Origin of the sequence: Exiguobacterium sp. s11 (genome assembly GCF_018619015.1) — a bacterium.
GTDB lineage: Bacteria > Bacillota > Bacilli > Exiguobacteriales > Exiguobacteriaceae > Exiguobacterium_A > Exiguobacterium_A indicum.
Map to the genome: position 1 here is coordinate 408470 of NZ_JACSNF010000001.1, position 24769 is coordinate 433238.

At 45.2% G+C, this 24769-nt stretch carries 25 protein-coding genes; 4 read left to right on the plus strand and 21 right to left on the minus strand.

Annotated features, from left to right (window positions below; all coding sequences use genetic code 11):
• Positions 1 to 17 precede the first annotated feature (17 nt).
• Positions 18 to 1535 carry a GGDEF domain-containing protein gene (locus KNQ12_RS02455; protein WP_214746190.1) on the minus strand — a complete coding sequence of 506 codons (1518 nt, stop codon included), beginning with the start codon at positions 1533 to 1535 and terminating at the stop codon, positions 18 to 20.
• Positions 1536 to 1615: 80 nt separating this feature from the next.
• Complete coding sequence (gene fumC / locus KNQ12_RS02460) at positions 1616 to 3010, minus strand: class II fumarate hydratase (RefSeq protein ID WP_035396940.1); 1395 nt, start codon at positions 3008 to 3010, stop codon at positions 1616 to 1618.
• 118 nt (positions 3011 to 3128) lie between these two features.
• On the opposite strand from fumC, the gene KNQ12_RS02465 reads away from it, so the two are divergent.
• Complete coding sequence (locus tag KNQ12_RS02465) at positions 3129 to 4433, plus strand: hemolysin family protein (protein ID WP_075642515.1); 1305 nt, start codon at positions 3129 to 3131, stop codon at positions 4431 to 4433.
• Between the two features lie 22 nt (positions 4434 to 4455).
• Here the strand turns inward: KNQ12_RS02465 and KNQ12_RS02470 are convergent, their stop codons facing one another.
• The 3 genes from KNQ12_RS02470 to KNQ12_RS17200 are packed head-to-tail and all read right to left on the minus strand — an operon-like array spanning position 4456 to position 7011.
• Complete coding sequence (locus KNQ12_RS02470) at positions 4456 to 4857, minus strand: reverse transcriptase-like protein (protein ID WP_023468589.1); 402 nt, start codon at positions 4855 to 4857, stop codon at positions 4456 to 4458.
• Entirely contained in the window at positions 4850 to 5809 is a 960-nt protein-coding gene (locus KNQ12_RS02475) for a CobW family GTP-binding protein (protein WP_214746192.1), read from the minus strand. Before KNQ12_RS02475 ends, KNQ12_RS02470 begins: the two co-directional genes overlap by 8 nt.
• 11 nt (positions 5810 to 5820) lie before the next feature.
• The gene (locus KNQ12_RS17200; RefSeq protein WP_214746194.1) at positions 5821 to 7011 is read right to left on the minus strand and encodes an HD domain-containing protein; all 1191 of its coding nucleotides are present in this window, start codon (positions 7009 to 7011) and stop codon (positions 5821 to 5823) included.
• 139 nt (positions 7012 to 7150) lie between these two features.
• Between KNQ12_RS17200 and KNQ12_RS02485 the strand changes: the two genes are divergently transcribed.
• Positions 7151 to 7636, plus strand: coding sequence for a hypothetical protein (locus KNQ12_RS02485; protein ID WP_214746197.1), 486 nt, complete (start codon positions 7151 to 7153; stop codon positions 7634 to 7636).
• Between the two features lie 269 nt (positions 7637 to 7905).
• Here the strand turns inward: KNQ12_RS02485 and KNQ12_RS02490 are convergent, their stop codons facing one another.
• The 11 genes from KNQ12_RS02490 to yvfG all read right to left on the minus strand — a co-directional run bounded on the left by KNQ12_RS02490 (position 7906) and on the right by yvfG (position 17611).
• Entirely contained in the window at positions 7906 to 8472 is a 567-nt protein-coding gene (locus KNQ12_RS02490; protein ID WP_023468593.1) for a deoxycytidylate deaminase, read from the minus strand.
• 47 nt (positions 8473 to 8519) lie between these two features.
• A complete protein-coding gene (locus KNQ12_RS02495) occupies positions 8520 to 9728 on the minus strand; it encodes a toxic anion resistance protein (protein WP_023468594.1) in 1209 nt (402 codons plus the stop codon).
• Positions 9715 to 10458 (minus strand): 5-bromo-4-chloroindolyl phosphate hydrolysis family protein, encoded by a 744-nt coding sequence (locus KNQ12_RS02500; protein ID WP_214746200.1) that lies wholly within the window; start codon positions 10456 to 10458, stop codon positions 9715 to 9717. The genes KNQ12_RS02495 and KNQ12_RS02500 overlap by 14 nt, the downstream gene beginning before the upstream one ends.
• A 256-nt stretch (positions 10459 to 10714) precedes the next feature.
• Complete coding sequence (locus KNQ12_RS02505; protein WP_214746203.1) at positions 10715 to 12058, minus strand: sodium-dependent transporter; 1344 nt, start codon at positions 12056 to 12058, stop codon at positions 10715 to 10717.
• Between the two features lie 170 nt (positions 12059 to 12228).
• Complete coding sequence (locus tag KNQ12_RS02510; protein ID WP_214746206.1) at positions 12229 to 13101, minus strand: diacylglycerol/lipid kinase family protein; 873 nt, start codon at positions 13099 to 13101, stop codon at positions 12229 to 12231.
• Positions 13098 to 14615, minus strand: a complete 1518-nt coding sequence (locus KNQ12_RS02515; RefSeq protein WP_214746209.1) for an ABC transporter permease/substrate-binding protein — start codon at positions 14613 to 14615, stop codon at positions 13098 to 13100. The genes KNQ12_RS02510 and KNQ12_RS02515 overlap by 4 nt, the downstream gene beginning before the upstream one ends.
• Positions 14612 to 15343 carry an ABC transporter ATP-binding protein gene (locus KNQ12_RS02520; RefSeq protein WP_050677660.1) on the minus strand — a complete coding sequence of 244 codons (732 nt, stop codon included), beginning with the start codon at positions 15341 to 15343 and terminating at the stop codon, positions 14612 to 14614. The genes KNQ12_RS02515 and KNQ12_RS02520 overlap by 4 nt, the downstream gene beginning before the upstream one ends.
• 184 nt (positions 15344 to 15527) lie before the next feature.
• Positions 15528 to 16163: a 3D domain-containing protein gene (locus KNQ12_RS02525; RefSeq protein WP_214746213.1), complete on the minus strand. Its 636-nt coding sequence runs from the start codon at positions 16161 to 16163 to the stop codon at positions 15528 to 15530.
• Between the two features lie 348 nt (positions 16164 to 16511).
• Entirely contained in the window at positions 16512 to 16721 is a 210-nt protein-coding gene (locus KNQ12_RS02530) for a hypothetical protein (RefSeq protein WP_023468601.1), read from the minus strand.
• 60 nt (positions 16722 to 16781) lie between these two features.
• Positions 16782 to 17393 carry an NUDIX hydrolase gene (locus tag KNQ12_RS02535; protein WP_133207477.1) on the minus strand — a complete coding sequence of 204 codons (612 nt, stop codon included), beginning with the start codon at positions 17391 to 17393 and terminating at the stop codon, positions 16782 to 16784.
• Positions 17390 to 17611 carry a protein YvfG gene (gene yvfG, locus KNQ12_RS02540; RefSeq protein ID WP_023468603.1) on the minus strand — a complete coding sequence of 74 codons (222 nt, stop codon included), beginning with the start codon at positions 17609 to 17611 and terminating at the stop codon, positions 17390 to 17392. Before yvfG ends, KNQ12_RS02535 begins: the two co-directional genes overlap by 4 nt.
• Before the next feature lie 88 nt (positions 17612 to 17699).
• Between yvfG and KNQ12_RS02545 the strand changes: the two genes are divergently transcribed.
• Both KNQ12_RS02545 and KNQ12_RS02550 read left to right on the plus strand, forming a co-directional pair.
• Positions 17700 to 19274, plus strand: a complete 1575-nt coding sequence (locus KNQ12_RS02545) for an FAD-dependent monooxygenase (protein WP_214746217.1) — start codon at positions 17700 to 17702, stop codon at positions 19272 to 19274.
• A 33-nt stretch (positions 19275 to 19307) separates the two neighbouring features.
• A complete protein-coding gene (locus tag KNQ12_RS02550) occupies positions 19308 to 19625 on the plus strand; it encodes a hypothetical protein (RefSeq protein ID WP_214746220.1) in 318 nt (105 codons plus the stop codon).
• A gap of 45 nt (positions 19626 to 19670) precedes the next feature.
• On the opposite strand, the gene KNQ12_RS02555 is transcribed toward KNQ12_RS02550, so the two are convergent.
• The 5 genes from KNQ12_RS02555 to KNQ12_RS02575 form a co-directional block, all read right to left on the minus strand.
• On the minus strand, positions 19671 to 20225 hold the full coding sequence (locus KNQ12_RS02555) for a nuclease-related domain-containing protein (protein ID WP_214746223.1): 555 nt from the start codon (positions 20223 to 20225) through the stop codon (positions 19671 to 19673).
• A gap of 130 nt (positions 20226 to 20355) precedes the next feature.
• Positions 20356 to 20670 (minus strand): cell division regulator GpsB, encoded by a 315-nt coding sequence (gpsB, locus tag KNQ12_RS02560; protein WP_023468607.1) that lies wholly within the window; start codon positions 20668 to 20670, stop codon positions 20356 to 20358.
• Between the two features lie 5 nt (positions 20671 to 20675).
• Positions 20676 to 21236, minus strand: coding sequence for an SLOG family protein (locus KNQ12_RS02565; RefSeq protein WP_023468608.1), 561 nt, complete (start codon positions 21234 to 21236; stop codon positions 20676 to 20678).
• Complete coding sequence (locus KNQ12_RS02570; RefSeq protein WP_251055698.1) at positions 21233 to 22417, minus strand: ribonuclease H-like domain-containing protein; 1185 nt, start codon at positions 22415 to 22417, stop codon at positions 21233 to 21235. The genes KNQ12_RS02565 and KNQ12_RS02570 overlap by 4 nt, the downstream gene beginning before the upstream one ends.
• 17 nt (positions 22418 to 22434) lie before the next feature.
• Positions 22435 to 24699 carry a DEAD/DEAH box helicase gene (locus KNQ12_RS02575; protein WP_214746229.1) on the minus strand — a complete coding sequence of 755 codons (2265 nt, stop codon included), beginning with the start codon at positions 24697 to 24699 and terminating at the stop codon, positions 22435 to 22437.
• Positions 24700 to 24769: the final 70 nt, after the last annotated feature.

Below are 24769 nucleotides of genomic sequence, written 5' to 3' on the forward strand. Positions count from 1 at the left end.
CGAATGTGGCTGTTTTTTTAAGGAATTTGCATGATCCATTCAGCAATCCATTCCTCCATATCAGAATCGATCTGTGAGGTCATGATATAGTCTGTCGCACCGCATGATAGCGCATTGGCTAAACGATCGTCTTCTTGATCCGTCACGACCAAAGCATCAATGATCGATTCCCGTTGTTGTCTCCACTCCTCTAATCGTACAAAGTTCTCGCTTGCTAACTGATCGAGTGAAAGAATCGCCAATTGTATTGGCGACGTCCGTTGATCATCTAGCGGAATCACCTCAATATGGTATTTCGGATGACCCGGCATATCAAGCGTATGTACCTGTTTAAGGAATCCTTCCTCGACACGGATATAGACTGGTATTTTTTCAATCGATATCGCTGTCGAATAGGACACCACTTGATTACGACCATTACGTTTCGCTTGATATAGAGCTTCATCTGCCTCTGCTGTTGCTTGCGCCAGGGATGTGAGGAGATCAAAAGCAAAGGAGAGACCAATCGAAACCGTTACTTTTAATCCGTTCGCAAAAATATGGCGCTCGACACGCTCGCGAATTTTATTCATACTCGCAACGGCTTGCGGTACTGTTTCTGCTGAAAACAATAAGATGAATTCCTCACCACCGAAACGAATGAATTCATCATCGAGACGAGCGGCTTGTTGAACGATGGTAGCTAGTTCGGAGAGGACCAAATCCCCCGTTGGATGTCCATGTAAATCATTGATCCTCTTAAAATGATCGATATCAAAAATCGCTAACCCAAATGTCCGCTGTTCACGTTCGAGACGTGCTACGCGACGATCAAAGGCATTTTGGAGGTATTTCCGGTTATAAGCTCCCGTCAGTTCATCGACCAAGATCGTCGAAGATACGACCCTTAATTTTCGTAATAGTCTCGCTAGACGAACATGTCGTTCTTCATTCGTCACTGTCTCATCCCAGTAGTCATCGGCTCCCATCTCATAGCTGACTTGACGAATATCAGACCGGTTTGGACCTACGATGATGACGGGAACGAATGCTGACTCCATTTGTTTGATCAGTTTTTGGAACAACTCCAATGATTCCACGATAGATGAATGGTCGATAATGACGGCATCCATAGCAATATCATGTGATATCGACAACGTGTCTTCCACCGAACTGAAGAATCGTGACATATAGCGCTCCTGTTCGAGCGATTTTTTCCATTTGATATTCTCAAGAAAACGTCTTGTCACAGTGACGACCAATTCTTTTCGAATCCGGTTTGCGCGTGAACGTTCCGACAACTGATCGACGATTGGCTGCAGTAATTCTTTAACGATTGGCTGCGTGATGACCGCATTCATTTGTTCCCACGTCGCTTTTTCCCGACTCACTTGATCGGCAAGTCCTCTGAACAGTTCCTCTCTCCCCAGTCCTTCAAGCCAGCTTGCCAATGCGAGTAGTTCTGTTCGTGGCACGGCCGGCATCCGAAGTAACGTCTCCACCATGATGATCGTCTGTTGCAGTTGTTTTTCTATTCGTTTTCGACTTCGTTCCATCCAATCCCCTCTCTTTCTATACATCCGAAGAACAATCCTCGGATAAAGAGAAAGCGAGGGAAATCCCCCGCTTTTTCAACTCACGCTTTTAAGTTCGGACGGACCATATCTGCTGGTACGATCCATTGATCATATTGTTCTTCTGTCAATAAACCAGTCGCAAGTGCTGCTTCTTTTAATGTCGAACCGGACTGATGCGCTGCCTTTGCAATTTTCGCCGCATTCTCATATCCGATATGCGGGTTGAGTGCAGTGACAAGCATCAACGAACGTTCGACGTTCTCAGCGATGACGGACTGTTCTGGTTCGATTCCGATTGCGCAGTGGTCATTGAACGAATGCAAGGCATCTGTCAGTAAACGAACCGATTGTATGAAGTTATACATGATGACCGGCTTGAAGACGTTTAGTTCGAAGTTTCCTTGACTTGCAGCAAAACCAATCGTCGCATCGTTTCCAAGGACTTGCGCTGCGACCATCGTCAACGCTTCACTTTGAGTCGGATTGACTTTCCCCGGCATGATTGAGCTTCCCGGCTCATTTTCTGGAATCGTAATTTCGCCGATTCCTGCTCGTGGACCTGACGCGAGCCAGCGAACGTCGTTTGCGATCTTCATCGCGTCCATCGCTAGCGCTTTGACCGCTCCATGTGTAAAGACGAGTTGATCGTGGCTGGTTAGGGCATGGAATTTGTTTTCCGCGCTCGTGAATTCATATCCCGTCTCCTCGCTCATCTTTTGCGCAGCCAAATCACCGAAGTCCGGATGTGCGTTGATGCCCGTCCCGACTGCCGTACCGCCGATTGCTAATTCTGTTAACGGATCAAGCGTCCGTTCGATCATCTGCTTCGAAAGTGCAAGCATCCGGACCCAACCGCTGATTTCTTGACCGAGTGTGATCGGTGTAGCATCTTGCAAGTGTGTCCGTCCAATCTTGACGATATCCGCAAACGCGTTCGCTTTTTCGTCAAGTGTCGCATGCAACGCATCGATTGCTGGGAATAGTGATTCCAGCAAGACTGTCTTTGCTGCTAAGTGCATCGCTGTCGGATATGTATCATTTGAACTTTGTGATTTGTTGACGTCATCATTCGGATGAATCGTCGTCTCACTGCCTTGTTCTTTCAACTTACGTGTCGCGACCCGAGCGATCACTTCATTGACGTTCATATTCGACTGTGTACCTGAACCCGTTTGCCAAACGACAAGCGGAAACTCATCATCGAATTTCCCCGCGATGATCTCGTCACATACTTCAGCGATGACACCCGCTTTTTCTGCCTCAAGCACGCCTAAGTCGCGGTTCGCAAGCGCCGCTCCTTTTTTCAGGACTGCAAAGGCACGAATGACTTCAATCGGCATTTTTTCCGTTCCGATCTTAAAGTTTTCTAGACTACGTTGTGTTTGTGCGCCCCATTCCTGCGCTTCTGGTACACGAATTTCCCCCATCGTGTCACGTTCTACACGGTATTCCATAAACAAATTCCCCCTTTTGATTATTTCTCTTTTAGTTTAACGCAAAAGTAGACAGAATGGGAATGAGAGAGACAGTTTTCGGGAATAGTTTATTATCGAAAAAAGGAGTGAAGATTTCATGTGGTTGATTAACTTAACGATTGTACTGCTTTTGATTCTAGCAAACGGTATTTTTGCGATGACTGAACTCGCTTTGCTTTCCTCCAAACGGTCCAAATTAGAGAAAGCAGCGAATGATGGCAAAAAGTCAGCCCATGTTGCATTAGAGTTACTCGATCGACCAACCGATCTGTTATCGACTGTTCAAGTCGGCATCACGTTAATCGGAATCGTCAATGGTGCCTTTGGTGGTGCTGCTCTCTCAGGACCGGTCATCAAGTGGCTTGCTCAATTCGCGTGGCTCGCTCCTTATGCCAGTACGATCGGTTATATTCTCGTCGTAACGATCATCACCTATATTTCGCTCGTCATCGGTGAACTCGTTCCTAAGCGTATCGCCCTTGTCAGTCCAGAACGGGTCACGATGTGGCTTGCCCCACCGATGCGTTTTTTCTCGATTGTACTTCGACCATTCATTTGGGTTCTAAGTAAGTCCACGAGTTCCATCTTCCGTTTGATTGGTCTGGATCGCCTGCAAACAGAAGACGAGACGGAAGACGAAGTCCGGCAATTACTGATTCGTGGTACGCAAGAGGGAACCTTCAATCGATCAGAAGCGGAGCAAGTCTCTCGTGTGTTTGATTTTCATGATTTGTACGCGTACGAACTGATGGAGCCGCGTACCGTTACCGAATGGATTGACTTAGCGGATGACTCCGACACGATCTTACAAGAGCTCCGGCAAGCACGACATCGAAACTTACCGGTTGGTCATGGTGACTTGGATCACTTTGTCGGTTTCATCGATGCGAAAGAGGTGCTATCAACGGAACGACCTGTTCAAGAACTTGAACGACTGATTCAATCACCACTGATCGTTCCCCGTCAATTAAAAGCAACCGTCTTGCTTGAACGGATGCGCAAAGAGACGGTATCCATCGCCTTTGTTCTTGATGAATACGGTGGTTTCCTCGGCATGATCACCTTATTCGACATCCTCGAAGCATTCGTTGGCGAAATTTCAAGCGTCGAGGAAGAACCGGAACTCGTCATGCGAAAGGATGGCTCCTTCCTCGCGGATGGTCTATTGCACATTGATGATTTAAAGCGGACGCTCGGTTATACAGAAGACTTACCCGGTGAACAGTTGAACGCCTATCATACGGTTGCTGGTTTGATTCTATATACGTTAGGTGATGTACCCTCCCGTGGAAGTACTGTCGAAATTGGACCGTACCGGTTTGAAGTCGTTGATTTAGACGGACGACGCGTCGACCAAATTCTGATCGAGCGCATCGAACATGAACAAACACCCCTACCGTGAGGATAGGGGTGTTTGTCGTCAATCATGCTTCGTATAATCGTAACGCTTCTCGTGCGACACGATCTGCTTTGTTCTCCGACCGTGGAATCCACTTCACGAAAGCGAGTGGTAAGAGTTGATAACGCGCAAAGGCAGGATCAAAGATCGTCTGTGTTCGTTTGTTCTTGACGAATTCGCGTTCGACTGCGAGTGCAACCGCTTCTGAATCCGTCCGAAACGAAATGACGCTCTCGCCTTGTGCAATCAGTTCGTGCGCCCAATCGACGGCTTTCGCAAAAGCAATAAATTCTGCTTCATGATTATTGATTGCTTGAATTTGATACATTTTTTCCGTGACTTCTCCCTCGGAATTTTTACTGAAAAGCCCAACCGCCGCTTCATCATTTGAAGGACGGACCGTACCGTCAAAATAAAGTTCAACCATGTTCAATTGCCGCCTCGATTCCTTTTCGTATCACTTGTTCATCTAGCCCTTTCCCAATGAAGACGAGCGTCGTCTTTGGTTGTTCGCTAAATGGTTCTCTGATTGCTGTGCCGTAAATCATGCCAGTACCTTGTAAAATGACCTTTCGATCCGTATCTGCAAAATGAATGATTCCTTTATAGCGATAGAGATCTTCCGCATACGCTTCTAACACCTCACGTAGGACCATTCCGAATCGATTTCGGTTCAAGGGTCGTTCCTCGACAATCGTCAATGCCGTGAAATCCTCAACCGACTGATGAATCTGATCCGTTTGTTGACTGAGTCGTACTTGCTCTTCTTTTGGAAAATGGAACGTTTCAAACAGTCGGTCCGATTCAAGTTGAGCCTGTTCCGTTTCAATGATAGCTGCAGAAGGATTTCGTTCGCGCAGTAAAGCGGACAACGTTTCGCGCTTTGACTCGTCAATCAAATCCATTTTATTCAAGATCAGGACGTCAGCAAAGCCGATTTGTTTCACATTTTCTTGGAACGTCAGTTGACGTTCCAAGTGGTACGCATCGATGACTGTGACAACACTTGAAATCTGATAGGACTGTTCAACAGCCGGCTCAAAGTAGAATGTCTGTAGAATCGGTCCTGGATCCGCAACGCCTGTCGTCTCAATCAATAATCGATCAAACGATAACTCCCCATCTCGACGGCGTTTTGCGATCCGTAGCAACGCATCCCGTAAATCGCCGCGAATCGAACAACAAATGCAGCCATTCGTCAATTCGATCATCTCTTCGTCACTTCGTTCAATCAATGCTTCATCAATATGAACAGAACCTACTTCATTGACGAGCAAGGCAAATTTTTCTGTCGGTTGAGAAACGAGATGATTGAGTAGCGTAGTTTTACCGGCACCTAAAAAACCAGTGATGACGGTCGTACGTATTTTGTCTTGCATGATTTCACTCCTTAGCGTCCTTGTTGCTGACGCCATTTTTCTTTTCGTGCATCGAGTAGATCAATCGCATGAAGATACCAAGCATCTGTCGTTTGCGGCGTAACACTTGATCCCCACTCGCGTTTACCATGGTGTGATAATACCATATGCATGAGACGGTGATAAACAGCACGCGGTAATCGGATATCTTCTTCTCGAAGTGTTTGTTCAAGAACAAAACAACCATATGGCATATGACCCATCAATACACCGTCCGGATCAAGCGCAATACCTGCCAGTTCTTCCTCTTCCTCTGTTACGTGCAACAGTCTTGAAAAACGATCTGTCGATGCACCCGCATGCGTATACTCCCATAGCTTTCCGATGTCGTGCAATAAAATACCGAGCAACAACTCATTCGGATTCGGTCGTTGATCTAACAGTGCAATCCCTTTTGCCGCTTGATAGAGGGCATCAAAACTGTCATCCCAAGAAAATTGACGTATCTCTCGTTCAGCTGCTTGGAAGAGTTCATTTTTATGATCGGCTTCTGCTTCTTGAATACATTTGAGTAGCGTCAAGTATGGTTGTTCACTATCACAGATTCCTCGACCAATCGTCATCATACAAGCAGTATGTTTCAGCAACCCACCGATATAGGCATGGTGATGAAACAGAGCAGCCGGTCGTGTTGAAAAATCCGCCCAGTACTGTCGCAGAATCGATAGTGCGATTTCTTGGTAAGGAGAATCAAGTTGATCGATTAGTCCAAACAACTGATCACGATACGTTTCAAGGGATTCATCTGCCGGTAATTGCGGCAAGAACTGCGTCGGTGAGGCATCATGAATCGGAGTGACGCGCTGAACGGTCAATGACTTGTTTCCGGATTGCGGCGGATATTCCTCTACCTTCGCCTCGACCCGAACGATTCGTGTTTCGAGATATGGAAGAAGTGCTTCTTCTGCCGTTCCTTGATTGATCCACTGTTTTCCCTTACAAGATCCAGCGGGCGAATTGAACGTGAACTGTAACCATTCTCTCCCGGTTTGACCAGTACGGATTTCACCAGAGGCAACGAGTAACACTTCTTCGATTCGCTCACCCGGAACAAGCGTCTCTATCGAAAGTCCAATCGGTTGATTCGATTGATGGATGGAAAAGGCATCATTTCCATAAGAAGGCATTGTCACTTCCGGAAGTGCTTTGAATAATTGAATCACGTCATCTCACTCCTTTTTCTTCACTCATATCATAGCAGACACGATTTCATCACGACTACTAATAAACAGATATTGTAAGCGTTTTCTAAATGAATTATGATGAAACTGGAAGTCCATTTATGCTTAAGGAGGAGAAACGATGATTCGACCACTTACTCAACTATACAATGAAGCTGTTGGCACACTCGATCAATGGACGGTATCCGAAATCGTGACACGCGATCAAATTCGGCAAGCTGTCCAGGTGTACGATCCATATCAAATGCATACGTCGTATGCTTTGGAACATTTGTTGATTCATGAATTGCGTGAGGCTTGTCATCATGTCCAAGAACAAGGGCTAACGTTGGCTGATGCGCAAATAGAGCTTCTCATCCTCTCTGCTTTCCAAAGTGATGCTGGCTACCAAGCAGAGGAAATTCAAGATATGTCTCCCACTGCAATCAAACGGCACTTGTCTTCGCTAGACGCCGCCTTCAACCGACTATTACATCAACTGTTTTTACATCAATCGCAACCAGACATCCTCTGTCAGCGATTCATGACGATCCTCTCAGGTGCGGTCGCCACAAAATGCGTAATCCGTGCTAAACGCCTCAAGGAAGCGACACTTGTTCATCCATAAAAAAAATCCTGACTCATGTGAGTCAGGATTTTTCATTCAACGACCTGGCATTCCAGCTCCTTGATTGGTTTTGTATGAAAATGCGGCGTTCCGCTTCGTCATATTCTATAGTCATCATGCCAAACTATTCAAGTCCTGTCAATTCTTTTCTAAAAAAAAGTGGACCGATTTTCGATTGAAAATCAGTCCGAATGGAAGAGTGAATAATTACCATGGCAATGCTTGATTTCATCATACAATGCTATGGAAGCGTTTACAACCCTTTTTCGTTAAATTTTTTCAAGAAAATATTCGTTTGCGAGTGGCAAGTGGATGACTTCGATTCCACTTTGTCGCATCAGGTTCAGTCCGTCCCCATACTCATACCCTGTCGAATAAACGACACGATCGATTTTAGAAGCGATGAGCGCTAAACTACACGCATGACACGGACTATGTGTGACATAAGCTGTTGCATGACGCGCGCTCGTCGAATCAGCTGCTAGCTTACCGAGCGCGTTGATTTCAGCATGAATCTCATGTTGCTTCGACCATTCATGGTGTTCTTCCTGATTTTCGCACCGATAAAAGAGAGTTCCGTTTCGTTCAACCGATTCTTCAACAATCGGATGGTCAGGACGTGATGTATAGAGAATACCATCTTGCTTTAAGTAAATTTCGTTGCAATTCACATGCTGACTAGGTGTTCCATTTATTCCGATTGAAATCGGCTTTTCATCTTTGACGATGACACAGGCAACGGATTTCGAAGCACATTTTGAATGACGGTCTGCCATCATCCGTGCGAATAATAACCATGTCGTATCCCATTTCAACTGCTTCTCTTCATTATTCATTCAAACTCTCCTTTCATGAAGGAAAGGAACACGAAATGTCGTGTTCCTTAGTATGGTCGATTCGGTAATTCTCTGCTTTTTGAGGCGACTTCGATGACTTTTTGTTTCAATTCATTCTCCATTCGCTCTAGTTCATGCTCTGCGTCGCGGCGCTTTTGTTTTCCTTCTTGTTGGATGCGTAATGTCTCATCCAGTGTCTCGATCAAGTTTTGGTGCGCCACTTTTAACGATTCGACGGATACGATGCCTTTTTCGTTTTCTTCCGCAATTTCAATTGACGATTCCTTCAGCAACTTCGAATTTTGCTCAAGTAACTGGTTCGTCGTATTGGTGACATCCTTCTGCATTTCAAGCGCTGCTTTTTGACGCGACAGACTCAAAGATAGGACAACTTGGTTCTTCCAAAGTGGAATCGTATTGACGACTGCTGATTCAATTTTTTCCGCTAGAATTTGGTTATTTTGTTGAATGACACGAATTTGCGGTGCCATCTGCAAGCTAATCGTTCGGGATAATTTTAAATCATGGATTTTCTTTTCAAAACGATCCGTCAATTGAATCAAGTCATTCAATTCCTGTAACTTCGTTTGATCCCGCGATACCTCGACTTCCGTTCGTAACGGTTCGATTTCATGTTGACGAACGTGAGCGATTTTCGTCTCGCCAGCAGCAATATAGACGTTTAATTCCTCAAAATAACGCTTGTTCTTTTGATACATTTGATCGAGTAACGTGATGTCTTTCATCAATCCAAATTTTGATCGATCAAGATTGTGTACGACTTCTTCGAGATAAGCGCTCATTTTCTCGTATTGCAAGAAATACGTTTCCGCTTTTTTCTTCGCCCGACCGATGACCGGCACGTTCGACCAGAAGCTCTTTTTTTCTTGAAGCGTATCTGGATCCATTTGGCGGACACGCTGCATTAAGTCACTCAGCAATTTCCCTGCTTCCCCGCCGTCCTTCATCTTCACTTCACTTAAGACTTGATCAGAGAATTGGGATAGTTCACGCTGAACGGGCGCCCCGAATTGCATGACGGCATCCGTTTTTTGTAGATCGATCACCTGCAGTAGACGTTCAATCTTTTGTCGTTGTTCTGCCGGAACATCCGAAGGAATCATTTCTTCGACAGGGCGAGCCGGCATTTTGGGCGGTGTCTCCGCTACGTTTAAGTCGACCGACGGATCAGAAATCGTCGGTTGATCTTGCTCATCAGGCCATTGTTGCCATGTATCTTTATCAGAATGGGTCATGTCGGTAACTCTCCTCCTGTTTTCGTTGTTCAGTCTCTTGCGTCAATACCTTTTCAATCGTTAAGAGTTCCCGTTCTAAATCAACGGTATCCCCTTCAAGCAACAAGGTTTGTTGTTGCTTTAATTTTTGTCCGATCATTTTCAAGTTCGAAATCAATTGATTTTTCGTATCCAATTGAACTTGAGCGCCACGGCGTTCCAAATCGGCATATTTTTCTGAAATCGACAGTAAGGAATCCAGATAGAACGTAAAGAAGTCCCGAACTTTTTTGACGTCGCGTGGACTTTCATATAACTCCTCGAACAAGACATGTGCTTCCCGTGAGACGATGCGCATCTCACTTCTGATTTCACTATCTCGAATAGAGGGAACGATTTGATCGTACGTCTGGATTTTTGCGAATCCTTCTTCAATCGTCCGTTGCAATACTTGAAGTTCTAAATCATCCGTCTCTTCAAATCGGCGTGTCGCCCGTTCCGGTTTTAAAATGACACTTCCGACGAACTCATCTTCGTCATCAAGTAGTAATTTCTTTTTCACATTTTTCCGCTTGATTTCGGTCGATTTCCGTTCTGTCCGATATCGTCGACCTGGTTTTGTTCGATAACCGCTCCAAATGAACCACAAACCAAGAGCGATGAAGATTCCCGAGAAGTTGAACGTATCGGCCAATTGTAGAAATACGAACATCATACCGATGGAACCAAATATCCACCATGAAGACTTCATGTCATCCCCTCTTCCTTCGTACTGATTCTTCTATCAGGTTTACGTGTCTTTATTTTAACATTACGTAACGTCTAACAAAAAGTTTCCCGTTTTTCCGAAATGTTACGCCTCGTGTATTTATATTTCAACATACTTTTAAAAATATCGCATCAGACCGAAGAATGAACTATTCGTTCTTTCTTTCGCATGATTCTTTTGACAACAAATAAGGTAGTCGACAAAATTGTCGACTACCTTATGGAGAATACTTGATTTGTTATCCGAACAATGGCCAGACAAGAATAATGAGAATCGCGATTGGACTCAAGTAACAGACACTAACTCGCCAGATCGGAACTATTTTCTTCATCATTGGACTAGTCACCAATTCTTGCTCGACAAGTGCACGGTCTAACTTATAACCGGCAAAAATTGAAATCAATAATGCACCGATTGGCATCAAAATATTCGAGACAAGGAAATCGACGCTATCAAAGAACGTTTTTCCCATGAATTGAGCATCACCTAAGATTCCGAATGAAAGTGCAGACGGAATGCCGACGATAGCGATTGCGAGTGTCGCAAGCCATGTCGTCCGCTTTTTATCACGCGATGTCGCATTTTCCTTACGATCCGTTAATGAAGCAACAACGACCTCGAGCATAGCAATCGATGAAGTGATCGATGCGAAAGCAAATAGAAGGAAGAACAGTGTCAAGAACACCGATCCAAATTGGATCTGACTGAAAACGGTCGGCAATACGATAAAGAGTAACGCCGGTCCTTCTGCAGGATCAAGACCCGAAGCAAAAACAGCTGGGAAAATCGCGAATCCAGCTAATAATGAGACGGCGACATTCATCGCAACGATCCATGCGGCGGAACGATTAATCTCGCCACGTTCCTTCATGTAGGAAGCATACGTCAACATCGCTGATACACCGAGCGATAAGGAGAAGAACGCTTGACCAAGCGCACTCAGGACAGAAGTTCGGTTGAGGACCAAAAAATCAGGCTGTATGAAGAATTTAACACCTTCCATTGCACCATCAAGAGTCAATGATCGAACGACAAGGATGATGAAACACACGAATAATAATGGCATCATGATTTTACTCATTTTTTCAATACCGGATTGAACACCACGTAAGACGATCCAACATGTCAAAGCAAGGAAAATCAATTGCCCTGAAATGACATATAATGGTGAGGCGGAAATCGTTCCGAACAGTTCACCAAGTGAACCACTGTCCATCGTCGTTAAGCGACCTGTGAAACCAAGAATGGTATAAATCAAGACCCATCCGCCGATGACACTGTAGAAAGACAGCAACAAGAAGCAGGCGATGACACCAAGGACACCAATGAATGTGAACTTCTTATGACCAAGTGCCGAGAACGCTTGAAGTGCCGTTTTCCCACTCGTACGACCGATTAAAAATTCGGCAATCAAAACAGGTAGTCCAAGTAGCAAAGTAAACACGAGGAACAAGAGTAAAAAGGCGCCTCCTCCGTTCGTTCCAGTCGTGTACGGGAATTTCCAGATGGCCCCCAAACCAATCGCAGATCCCGCTGCTGCTAAAATAAATCCAACTTTTGAAGCCCATGCGTTTCCTTTCATGGTGCTTCACCTCCTTTTCAAAATACTTTTTCATTGTACAGAAAGAATCTGTGAAAGTCATCCTTTATCAAATATTTTCTTTAAAGCGTCAAAGCATAACCGCATATATGTACTGAAATATAAAAAAGAAGGTCGTTTTTTATGACGACCTTCTCTTCATTCGTAATTTATTATTGTGTGCCTCCATACATGCGCAGGTACTCCGGCAACACTTTAACTGTAACCGGCGTATGGATGGCTTTCTCACCATCTGTATCAATGACTTTTGCATCTTTTGTTTTCAGCTGAAAACCACTCGTCAAGATATGTGTAAAGGAAGGATCATTAGCAAGACCAATTTTTTGAAGAATCACATCTCGAATGGTTGTCAAGTTTACTTCATCGACGATCACTAAATCAAGTTTCCCGTCATTATAGGCTCCATCTGATAAGTTCGTCTCGATTCCACCGAGTGATTCTCCGTTTGCCGCAAGAATGAGAACTGCTTCGCCGGTCATGTGACGACCTTCATCTAAAATCAGTTCATATTCGAAGGGTTTTGCTTCTAGACTTGAGCGAATCGTCGATAGATAATATCCCATCTTCCCGAGACGTGCTTTTTCTTCTGTATCGATGCCAATCGATGCCTCTGCGACAAGACCGACACCAAGAAAATTCAAGAAATAGCTATTTTCGACTTGTCCGAGATCGACCTGAACAACGTGTTGCATCGCGATCGCTTCCGCAGCAAGCCGAGGAGCCATCGGTAAACCAAGCGTTCGAGCGAAGTCGTTACAGGTCCCTCCAGGAATGATGCCGAGTATCGGGCGATCATCCAGTTTTGCAACCCCGTTGATTGTCTCAAAAACCGTTCCATCTCCGCCGATGACGACGACCGCATCAAATGCGGACGACTCCTCCGCAAATTGCATCGCATCTCCAGCTTGCTTCGTATTCTTGATGACGATTTCATCGAATAATGTACTTAATGGTTCGATGACTTCTCCAAGTAACCCCGTGCCGTTCGTCCCAGCTGTCGGGTTACTGATCAGTAAAAGTTTCATTGAATGACGCCTTCCTTCTTCAGGTAATCACGAGCGACCTCATTCGCCGTCTTCCCGCCGTATGCGACAGCTTCATTCATTTTTGACATCTCTTCATCTGAAATTTTACCTGACAATTGCTCAAGTGCTTGTTTTACTTCTGGATACTCCTCGATCGTCTCTTGTCGCAGAAGAGGAGCTCCTTCATATGGAGGGAATAGTTGCTGATCATCTTTTAAGACGACCATGTCGTATTTGGCAATCTCCGGATCTGTCGAATAGGCATCAATGACATCGATCTCACCTGATTCGATTGCTTTATAACGCAATTTCGGCTCCATCGTGACGACCTTCTGGAAATTGACATCATATTTATCTTGAATCCCTTTATACCCATCCTGTCGATCCTTAAATTCTAACGTGAATCCAGCCGTCAACTGATTCGCGACCTGTTTTAAATCAGAGATCGTCTTCAAATCGTAGCGTTCTGCTAATTTCTTTGGAACAGCTACAGCATAGGTATTGTTATAGTTCATAGGTGGTAACAAGGATAACTCTTGTTTTTCAAGACCGGCTTTTGCTTGTTCGTACACTTCTTTTGCATCATTCGACTTCGGTTTTTCATTCGTCAAACTAGCGAGCACCGTTCCTGTGAACTCTGGATACGCATCGATATCACCTGACTCGAGTGCCTTGTAGACAAACGTCGTCTTCCCGAAGTTTGGTTTGACTTGCACCGTCAAGTCCGTTTCATCTTCGATGACAATCTTATACATATTCATTAAAATTTCCGGTTCTACACCTAGTTTTCCGGCGACGACGAGATCTGGTCTTTCACTACGACCGAAGGCAAATGGTGCGGCGACGATCGCGACCATCAATACGACTGCCGTCACGAGACGTGCTGTTTGTCGTTTACGTGTCGCTACTTCCGTTTGACGTAACAATCCATCAAATAAAAGTGCGAGGAGTGCTGCTGGAATGGCACCCAGCAATAATAGATAGTTATCATTGCGGTCAATCCCGAGGAGAATGATGGAGCCTAATCCCCCAGCACCAATCAAGGCAGCAATCGTTGCTGTACCAATGATCAGTACCATTGCTGTTCGAATCCCAGCCATCATGACAGGCAAAGCCAACGGGAGTTCGACTTTCCAAAGACTTTGCATCGGGGTCATCCCACACGCTCGTGCTGCTTCCTTGATCGAAGGATCGACTTCGGCAAGACCCGTGTAGGTATTACGAACGATTGGTAATAAGGAATATAAGACAAGTGCAATAATCGACGGGACTGTACCGATTCCGACAAGTGGTATCATCAGACCGAGTAACGCGAGTGATGGAATCGTCTGGATGACAGAGGTTACACCAATCGACCACTCACTCAGACGTTTATTGCGTGATAAGTAAATCCCCAGTGGAATAGCGATGACACATGCGATCAGCAAGGAAATGACCGATAATTGAATATGCTCGATTAGCGCTTGAAGCAATTCAGTCTTCCGGTCTTGATACGTTTCGATCAATCCATTCATTCGACACTCCCCCTGACTTGACGCATGAACTCTTGAACGAATGGATCGTTACTGGCTAGTACCTCTTCCTTCGTACCGATGAAAGCGATCTCTCCAGCGTTCATCAGACAGATGCGACTGCCTAGTTTCAACGCTTCGTTCATATCGTGCGTGACGAATAAAATTGTTTTACCAAGCTCTTCGTTTAGATGCAACAAATCATTTTGTAATTGCTCACGTGAAATGGGATCAAGAGCAGAAAATGGTTCGTCCATCAAGATGACGTCTTGTTCTGCTGCGAGTGCCCGCATGACACCGACACGTTGTTGCTGTCCACCAGAGAGTTCACTTGGATATTTTTTCTTAAGTGATGTGTTTAACCCAGTCAACCGAAATAATTCATCGACTCGTTGTACTACTTTCTCCTTTTTCCACTTCAATAACTCAGGCACGACGCTGACGTTTTCCTCAATCGTCATGTGTGGAAAGAGAGCGATCTGTTGTAAGACATAGCCAATTCGCCGACGGAGTTCATGCTCATTGATCGACATGATCGGTTCACCATCGATCCAAATTTGTCCTTCCGTATGATCAATCAATCGATTGACCATTTTCATCGTCGTTGTTTTACCGCACCCTGAAGGACCGATCAAACAAAAAATCTCGCCTTGTTCAACCGTAAAATTCACGTGTTGCACTGCCTTTGTTCCGTCTGCATACGTTTTGCCGACATCCTTGAATTCAATCACGAACCATCCCTCGTTTCCCGGTTTATTATCTTTGTAAAATTCCCCTTTCTTGGACATTCTAAAACCTATTCCGTCTACTCTTTCCCCTGTTTTCTAAATCCATCATTGAACAGATCGTTATTTTATTCTTCATCAAAACAAAAAAGACGATGGAAACTATCCATCGCCTACCCATATACGCCTCTTACTCGAACGTCACCGTGACATGACGGCGACCCCATTCTAAAGCTTCTTGTTTTGAACCGACAAGAAGATCCATGATTTTTCCGCGAATCGCACCACCTGTATCGAGCGCAATCGCATCTCCGAAACCTTCTACATGTACCTTAGTTCCAAGCGGTACGACCGATGGATCGACAGCAACGATGCGACGTCCTTCGTATGTAATCGTATTCGTGACGTCATAACCAGATGCCGTTAAGGCACGACCATTATACAAACGACTTCCATTGTTTTCCGGATTCGTCGTATACGCTGTCGTCTCAAATGTTTCCGTACGTTTTGTGGAACGGTCAGCGTTTGCTTGTGTTCGACTTTGTTTCTTTGCCTGTCGTGCTTCCTTTTTGGCTTCTTGTACTGCTTTTGCTTTTTGCTCTGCTTCTGCTTTTTGCTTAGCCAAGGCTTTTAAGCGCACTTGCTTTTTCGCCTCTGCTTGTTCACGCTTCTCTCGAGCAGCTTGACGCTTCATCTCTAATGGATTTTGTACGATCGTTTTCTCCGTACCGATCCCGATTTGTGCTGCCGACGCTTCGTGATGCGGCAAAAGAATAAATATGAATCCCGCTAAACAAAGGGATAAAAGGAATGATGTTCGTTTCATGTTGATGCCAACCTTTCTCGCCGTTTTACGACCCGCACAACGTATCACGGTGACAAATAGTTTGAAAAGCGAACACTATGAATTGAAATATATCTGTCAAAAAGTAACGAAATGGTTACACGCTTACAAAAAACGCTCTCAATCGTTGTGTATCAACGTTTTTATATTTTGTAACCGTTCTGTTACGAATTAGTCTTTGTTACTTTTTTGTAATAAATGTATCTTTTCGATGTTTTCAGTTATTTTGTCCGATTCTTCAAAAATTAAAAGAATGTATGATTTCATTATTATTCAGTTCACTGGATGAACATAAAAAAGCACACCAATTGTATGGTGTGCTTTCATACATTATTTTGTTTTACGTTCTAACAATTCAATCTCTGACTTCAATAAGACTTGTTTTTCGAACTCTAAGCCGAGTGCCTCAAAGTTTTTCGTGTGGGATACATCACCAACGACCGTATTTGTCAATACAGCCGTTACTTCTGCTACCCAGCCTTCTTTCGTTTTTACCATATCGCCAACGATATAATCGAATAACTCTTCTGTTTCTTCCATTTGACTCATCTCCTGACACGTTCAATTACAGTTAATCATATAAAATAACGACCGAAAAAGCTAGTCACGCGTCAATTGAGCCAAGAACTGGCGCAAGATTTTAGCGGTTAATCCCCAAATCAGATAATCCCCGTGCTCATAAAAATGCTCCGTGACTGTATACGTACGATCCAGATAGGCTTCTCGATTCGCCATGCGTTCGGTCGGCACTTCCTTACCAGGGCGAATCCGCCACTCCATATCTCCTTTAATCGGCTTCGAAGTCATTAATTCCGTTAATGACACGAGAAACACATGATCGACTTCGGCCGGAGAAGGATTAAAGTCTGTCGCATGGAGAATGCCAAGATACGGGTAAATGATCGACCGGTTCGGTGTCACGAGTGGTTCAAGCGTTCCAATCACTTCGATTTCAGAAGCACTGACATTTAATTCTTCAACCGTTTCGCGGACAGCCGCTGCTTTCGGTAATTCACCGCCATCGATCCGACCACCTGGAAAAGCGATTTCACCTGGTTGCGAACGTAATGTCTTAGCTCGTACTTGAAATAACAAATAGACTTCGCCATTCTGCTCGACTAACGGAACGAGTACAGCTGCCGCATGACGAGGTAAACGTTCTTCAGAATCTACGTAATGCTTTCGGATATCGGCTAAGTTCACCTGTTTCATCGCCCTTCTTGTGCAACGTGTTGGTACGCCTCTTCCAGATGGCGCATACGGACGATGAGATCTGCATTCTTAGCAATCCGGTCCGATAAAATCGATCCTGCTACCGTCTTGTAATAGGCGTTTAAGGCATGTCGTTTCGTCAGATGTGCCTCATTCTGACGGATATATTCTTTAAAATTCGCAATCAATCGTTCTGTCGTAAAAAGTTGTTCGTTCACAAGTTTCATCCTTTCACACGTCAAGCGTGTCATCAATAGTTTAATGGTAACGAGTTTTGGCTAAGATGTAAATTAAGGGGGGTTATCCGTGAATAAAAAATTAGATGTCCTCATTATCGGTGCCGGACCAACCGGTTTAACACTCGCACTCGCACTCTCGCGCTATGGATTATCCTTTCGCATCGTCGAACGTGCAAGCGGACCATCCGTCGTCTCAAAAGCGATCGGGATTCAAGCGCGTTCTCTGGAGTTGTTCGCAAGGCTTGGTGTTGCAGAAGACTTGATGGAGAATGCAATCAAAATCAATCAAGGAAACCTCTATGTCAATGGTGCATGGCAGGCAAAACTTGATTTTACGGATTTGAATACACCTTTTCCGTTCGTCACGCTGTTGCCTCAAAGTGAGACGGAACGGATTCTTGAAGCGCAACTCGCCAAATATGGACACGTAGTCGAGCGCGAAACAGAATTAACAGGGTTTGCTCAATTTCCAACTTTCGTTACAGCATCCTTACAACATAAAGGAGAAACAGAGACGGTCGACGCTTCCTTCATCATCGGAGCAGATGGTGCAAACAGTTTCGTCCGTCGTGAGCTCGGGCTTCCGTTCAGCGGGAAGTCGTTCAAAGAATCGTGGGCACTGGCTGACATCGAGGTCGACTGGCCGCTCTCTTCTGAGGAGGTTCATATCTTTTTCTCTGATCATGGCGTTATCGAGTCGTTCCCTCTCCAGTCGAACTTGTTCCGGATTACCGGCAATCTAACGAGCGGACCTGTTCCGACCGACCATAAAGCGATTGATGACTTTTTACAAAATCGAGCAAAAGTACCGTTTGAGCTCAAAAAAGTCCATTGGTATTCGATGTTTCGTGTCCATAATCGGATCATCGAGAAATTCGGTCACCACCGGATTTATTTGATCGGGGATGCAGCACACATCAATTCACCCGTCGGTGGTCAAGGAATGAATACCGGAATTGCTGATGCGATGAACCTCGCTTGGAAACTATGGTGTGTCCATCAGTTCAAGGCGAGTTTTCCATTACTTGATTCTTACAGCGTCGAACGTCGGGAAGCGGCACAAGGGATCTTACGTTCAACCAATCTTGCGACAGAACTTTTGCAAATCAATATTCCTTTTTTATTGCCCTTGCAGGAAAAAGTCATTCGAAATAGTCTTAAGATCGCACCCTTACATCATTTCGTGACGAACCGAATTGCACAGCTCAACAGCCACTACCCAGCGAGTTCGACCTTCGTCACACAAGGACACTTTAGTCCATTGACACCAAAACCAGGCGAACCGATGCCTTACAGTGAAGTCGTTCACCCGCGGACGAAAAAGAACGAACTATTGTTACGTCGTGCCGATCGGAATTTCTTATTACTACTGTTCTTACCAAAAAATGCAACCGATGATCTTCTTGAGCCATTCAAGGAACTCGCCTATACCTATCCCGATCTATTTGAGACAGTACCGATCCATCAATCCCTAAAAGAGGATGGTGTCGTCGATCAAGGCGGTGAACTGGCACGACGCTTTGGCATCAAGCATTCCGGATTATATTTAATACGCCCTGACGGTTATATCGCGTATCGCCAACAAGGTTTGAAAAGTAAATCGTTCGCCCGCTATGTTGAACGTTTACTTTATGCGCGTTAACTCGGTATGATAGTAGGTGAGGTGAAGGCAAAGATGGATATACAGCTAGTTCGAACGGTTTTAATCATTTTTTTAGTCATTGCATTTCTCGTCATCGTCAGCAGACGAACGAAGGAAAACCTTCGATGGTCACTGATCGGGGAAGCATTTGGTGAAAAAGGAGAAGATTTATTAAAGGACGCTGCGCGACTTGAAGCAGCTGACTTAGAGATTCGAGTCGAACGCGGCATCAAAACTTCGTTTTTATTCCGACGTTTTAGTAAAGACTTGGATGATCGCGTAGCGGTGTATGTCTTGAAAGAAGACTTGGATCAAGCTGAAGACATTCTTGCGTCTCGACCAAGACGATGAATTCAAACGGAAAAGGCAGTGAAGCGGGCGCTTCACTGCCTTTGTTCATTCCTGTTGTTGCGCGAGATAAAACGCAACTTTTTTTCGTTCTTGCTCTTGAACAGGGGAGGATTTCTTTGAGACGATGAACGCCCGCACATCTTTAAAGCTGTGCCCCGTCGGGAATTTAATTCGTTCCGTCCGCATCTGTGGTGCATTCGGAAAAAGTGTAATGCCATGAATCGGAATGATGATCCCTTGTTCTTTTAGCGTTTTTCGAACCGCTTGAACGATTTGTTTCGACTGATGGATGGGATGAGGTGCAAACACTTTTCTTCCATGCTCAGCATCCATGACATGGCAAGATTCCTCCGTCATCCATTCTACGACCGCATCGTTTTGTAACACGAGGAACAATCCTTTTGGTCCGATCAGCGCAAAAGGAATGACTATCGTGTCAGAAAGACGAATCCGATCAAACAACATCCAATCAAAACGACAAACATGACGGATTTCATTACAGAGTGCATCCGTTTCACTCGTCGTCGTATTCACTTGTTTACTTGCAAAAAAACGACGGCGCGGTGGTTGAGGAACAGAAGCAGTCATGACTTGTAACATGGTTCATCATCCTTTGTAGTATGTATTATTAGTTATCTTAACACCGTTTTCGTTCAGATGACGATTCTTTCAAAAAGAAGGAAATAAAAAAAGACACTTCTGATCTGACAGAAATGTCTTTTTTGATGCGTCAATCTTGGTGCGGACGTCCGAAAACGGCCTTCTCTAAATTTGAAATACGACGTAACATGTCATAGTTCGATGAACTTGATACTTGTGGCTCCGCTTGCTCGACGCGGCGCTCTTCACGTTTTACCGGTTGTGCTGGTGCTTGTTTTAACGCCTCGTTCTCTTTCTTCAGACGTTCGATCTCACGTTCGAATCCTTCATAATCTTTAATGATTTGATCCAAATATCCATCGACATCTTCGATGACATAGCCACGGAGGCCGGTTTTGAATTCCTTTTTGTAAATATCGTCCGCTGTCAACAATGGCTTATACATCCTCTTCACTCCCACTGATCATTGTATTGTAATTCTTGTTCGAGCCAAGATAAATCATCTTGTGTAATTAAAAACAACTGATAATCGGATTGTTCCATTTCTATTCTAGCACGCTCTACTAAAAATTTCGCTGATCCTCCATGTTCTTCATCAAAAACCGACAACAATCCTTGGCTTTTTTGAATCATGAACTCGGTTTTATTACGTAGCTGCGATGGATCCGTATACGGTTTCTGGCTGATTGCTTCGACGAAGTCAGCTTGTTCAAGAATGGAAAGGTACTGCGCTTGAACTGGCTCTTTCCAGCGTGCTTCCTGTTCCAAGAACGGCAACAGAATACCGAGACGAATATGAGGATACTCTTCCTTTAATTCAAGCACGACCTCGCATGCCCAGATTTCGCAACCCGGTGAGGCATTCGTGATGAACCACTCTGTGCCTCGATCCTCAATTAAGCGAATCATCCGCTCTCGATATGCTGCCTTTAAGACCCGGATACCAGGGTGTTTTTGATCAAAGATACCTAGTTCATTGGGTTTGTATCCTGTGATGGCGACAACTTTCACACGTCACACTTCCTTTTCAACCGACGTCCTCGATGATCCAGCTCTGCTAAGATTCGTTCCTTTTTCGTAATCAACCAATGATGTCGCTCGACGTGTTGTCGTGCTCGTTCCGTATAATCATAAGCAAGCACTGGATCTTTTGCAATGTGCTCTGCCCACTTCGCAAGCTCAACATACCCTAAATAACTGTCGCTCTTCAAGAAACACTCTCGAGCTTGTTCATGGTTCTTCATTTTTTTATGCAAATATCCTTGGCGCAACCATCCTTCTGCTGATAGTTCTTTGACTTGCTGAAAATGAGCGTGTGATCCTTCATGAATTCCGAGATCTGCCAACCAAATCGCGATGTTTTCTTGAATTGGGGAAGGCGCCTCCGCTCGATGTGTGACGAGTCGGTTGCACGCATCATAGAGTCCGACAAGCGTCAGACAATCATCCAGATGATGTTGCAAGACCCCTGTCATGATATCCGGATGCTGGTGTTCGACGTACTGAAAGTAATGCATCGGCGCCAAAAATCCAGGTAAATCCCCTTCCCGTTCAAATCCAATTCGCTCTTCCATCGCTGTCAATCGATAGGAATCATACATTCCTTTAAAGATTCGCCGCGCGACATGAAGTAAATCGAGATGACCGACTTTCGGCAAACGCGGAACCCGTTCCCGAACGAAGACATGACGTGTCTTGATTTGCGGCCAATCAAAACTTTTCCCGTTATAGGTCACAAAGCGGACATCATCTCCGATATCTTGCAGGAAGTGATGGTAAAAAGCAGCTTCAAAGTGCGGATGCGGTAAGAAATATTGTCGCATCAGCAATCCGCCCTGCTCAAAGCGCGCGAACCCGAGTAAAAAGATCGTCGTTCCAGTTCCTCGTAATCCTGTCGTCTCCGTATCAAAGAAAATGACTTGCTCAAGTGGAACATCTAGTGCAAGCGGTGGATGAGGAAGCTGTAAGGACTCAAACACTTCAGCAAAACTCCGATCTCCATGCCAATCTGTTAATGCATATCGCTTGTCGATCCTGACAATCCACTCTTCTTCGAACGTCAAGATATCGGCCCCACGATCAATCCAGGCTTGCTGTTCGTCAGTCCACCCGATTGGTGTTTTCAGCGTCTCCACTTCAGGAGCGGAAGACACTTGATCCTCCGGTGCGGCGTCTGATGTAGATTTCAGCATACGTCTAAGACGATTTTTCATGATAGTTCCTTCTCCATTTCTGCCAACAACTGAATCGTTCGTTCTTTCTCGTCTGCTACGCCAACCATACCGATACAGGCAGGACAACCGTCCTGACACGGGCATGTGACGATCGAATCACGGGCGGCACGTAACATGACACTACGTTGCTTATAAATCGACTCCGCGAGACCGACACCTCCAGGGTAACGATCATATAGATAAACAGTTGGCTGTTGCGTGTGTGTCGCCTTGACTTGTGGCACGACGAAGACATCACTGGCATCACACATCAAATAAAGCGGTGCGACACGTCTGAGACTATTCGCGACTCCTTCTAGCACTTGTTCGAGCTCTGTCGAAGAGCGTGCGTGATCGGGTAACGTGAACCAGACACCTGTCGTATGAATTTCTCGTTCCGGTAAGTGAATTGGACCAGAGCCGATGTTCTCATGCGTACCGAACTTAATCTTCTTGAACATCGTCGCCATTCCGCGGACGCTGACATCACCGCGCGCAACACTATATTCTCCCTCTGCATACTGTTCATCTTCTTCGAGCACGGAAAGGTCGACTGAAAAATTAGCATCCGTATAATAATCAACGTCCACGGCACGGACGAATGCTTTTTTCTCTTCGAAATCCAAATGCTCCACTTGGTATTGATCAGCTCCGTGAAGATAAATGGCCTCGTCATGTAACAATGTCATCGCACTAAACGTATCCATTTCACCGATGACTCGATTCGGCACCTCGGTCTGATCGACGATGATGACGTTCTCTTGATCACTCGACCGAAGTGATATTCCATGAGCCGGAAACGCATCGTTCATCCAATAAAATCGATCGCCCCGTTCGTGCAGGACACGCTCTTCGACTAAGTATTCGAGGATATCTTCCGTCTCGAGCGTTCCAAATGATTCTCCTTTCGTAAAAGGCAGTTCAAACGCTGCACATTTGACGTGATCAACGGCAATGATCAGATTATCCGGATCCAGTCGGGCTGCTTCCGGGGATTGATTCAAGAATAACTCTGGTCGTTCTGCGACATATTGATCGAGCATACCGGAAGAAGCGACAAGAATGATTAACGCATCATCTTGTCGACGTCCCGCGCGTCCTGCTTGTTGCCAGAGCGAAGCAATCGTTCCAGGATAACCATTCATGATACAGACTTGCAGTTGACCGATGTCGACACCAAGTTCGAGAGCGTTCGTCGAGACGATACCGGTGATCTCTCCTTGACGTAACCGTCGTTCGATATCGCGACGCTCACTCGGCAAATAACCGCCCCGGTACCCTTCGATCGATCGCGGACCGAGCTCATGCGGATAAATGCTTCGTAGATACGTCAGCAAGACTTCAACGCGGACACGTGACCTCGCAAAGACGATCGTTTGGAACTTTTTCTTGATGAAACGCATCGCCAGTTGTTTCGTCTCAAGCGTCGCAGAACGTCGAATGCCGAGTTGTGCGTTGACGATCGGTGGTTGATAGACAAGAAAATGTTTACGTCCTGTTGGTGCACCGTTGTCATCAATCAAACCGACTGTTTTTTCCGTCAGACGTTCTGCCAGTTCCTTGGGATTGGCAATCGTCGCACTCGTCATGATGAAGACGGGATCACTACCATAATACCGACAAATCCGTCGTAAGCGACGAATGACATTGGCGACATGACTACCAAACACGCCACGATAGGTGTGAAGCTCATCGATGACGATATACTTCAAGTTCTCGAACAGTTCGATCCATTTCGTATGGTGTGGTAGGATGCCGGAATGTAGCATATCCGGATTCGTGATGACGATATTACCAGCTTTTCGTACTTTTGTTCGAATCGTCGGTGACGTATCTCCGTCATAGGTAAAACATCGGATCGGCGCTTCTAATTGATCGATCAATTCAAGTAATTCACTATTTTGATCCTGTGCGAGGGCCTTTGTCGGATAGAGATATAATGCCCGCGCGTTCGGATGCTCAAGCAGGTGCGATAAGACCGGTAAGTTAAAACAATAGGTCTTTCCGGAAGCAGTCGGTGTGACGATGACCGTAGATTCTCCCGCTTGTACACGTTCAAACGCTAGCCCTTGGTGACGGTACAATTGCGTGATCCCACGTGTGCGAAGGGCTTGTCGTAAACGCTCCGGTAGCCGTTCTGGAAAATCGACATAACGCCCAGCTATCGCTTCCATCGTTTTCATATACGTAATCCGCTCCATGAATGAGCGGTCCTGTTTCAATTCTTCGAGAAATGCAACGAGCGTTTGTTTCGCTTGCATGCCTTCACTTCCTTCCACTTCTCATTATACAAAAAAAGAGGCAAGACCAAAGAACGAACTACTCGTCTTT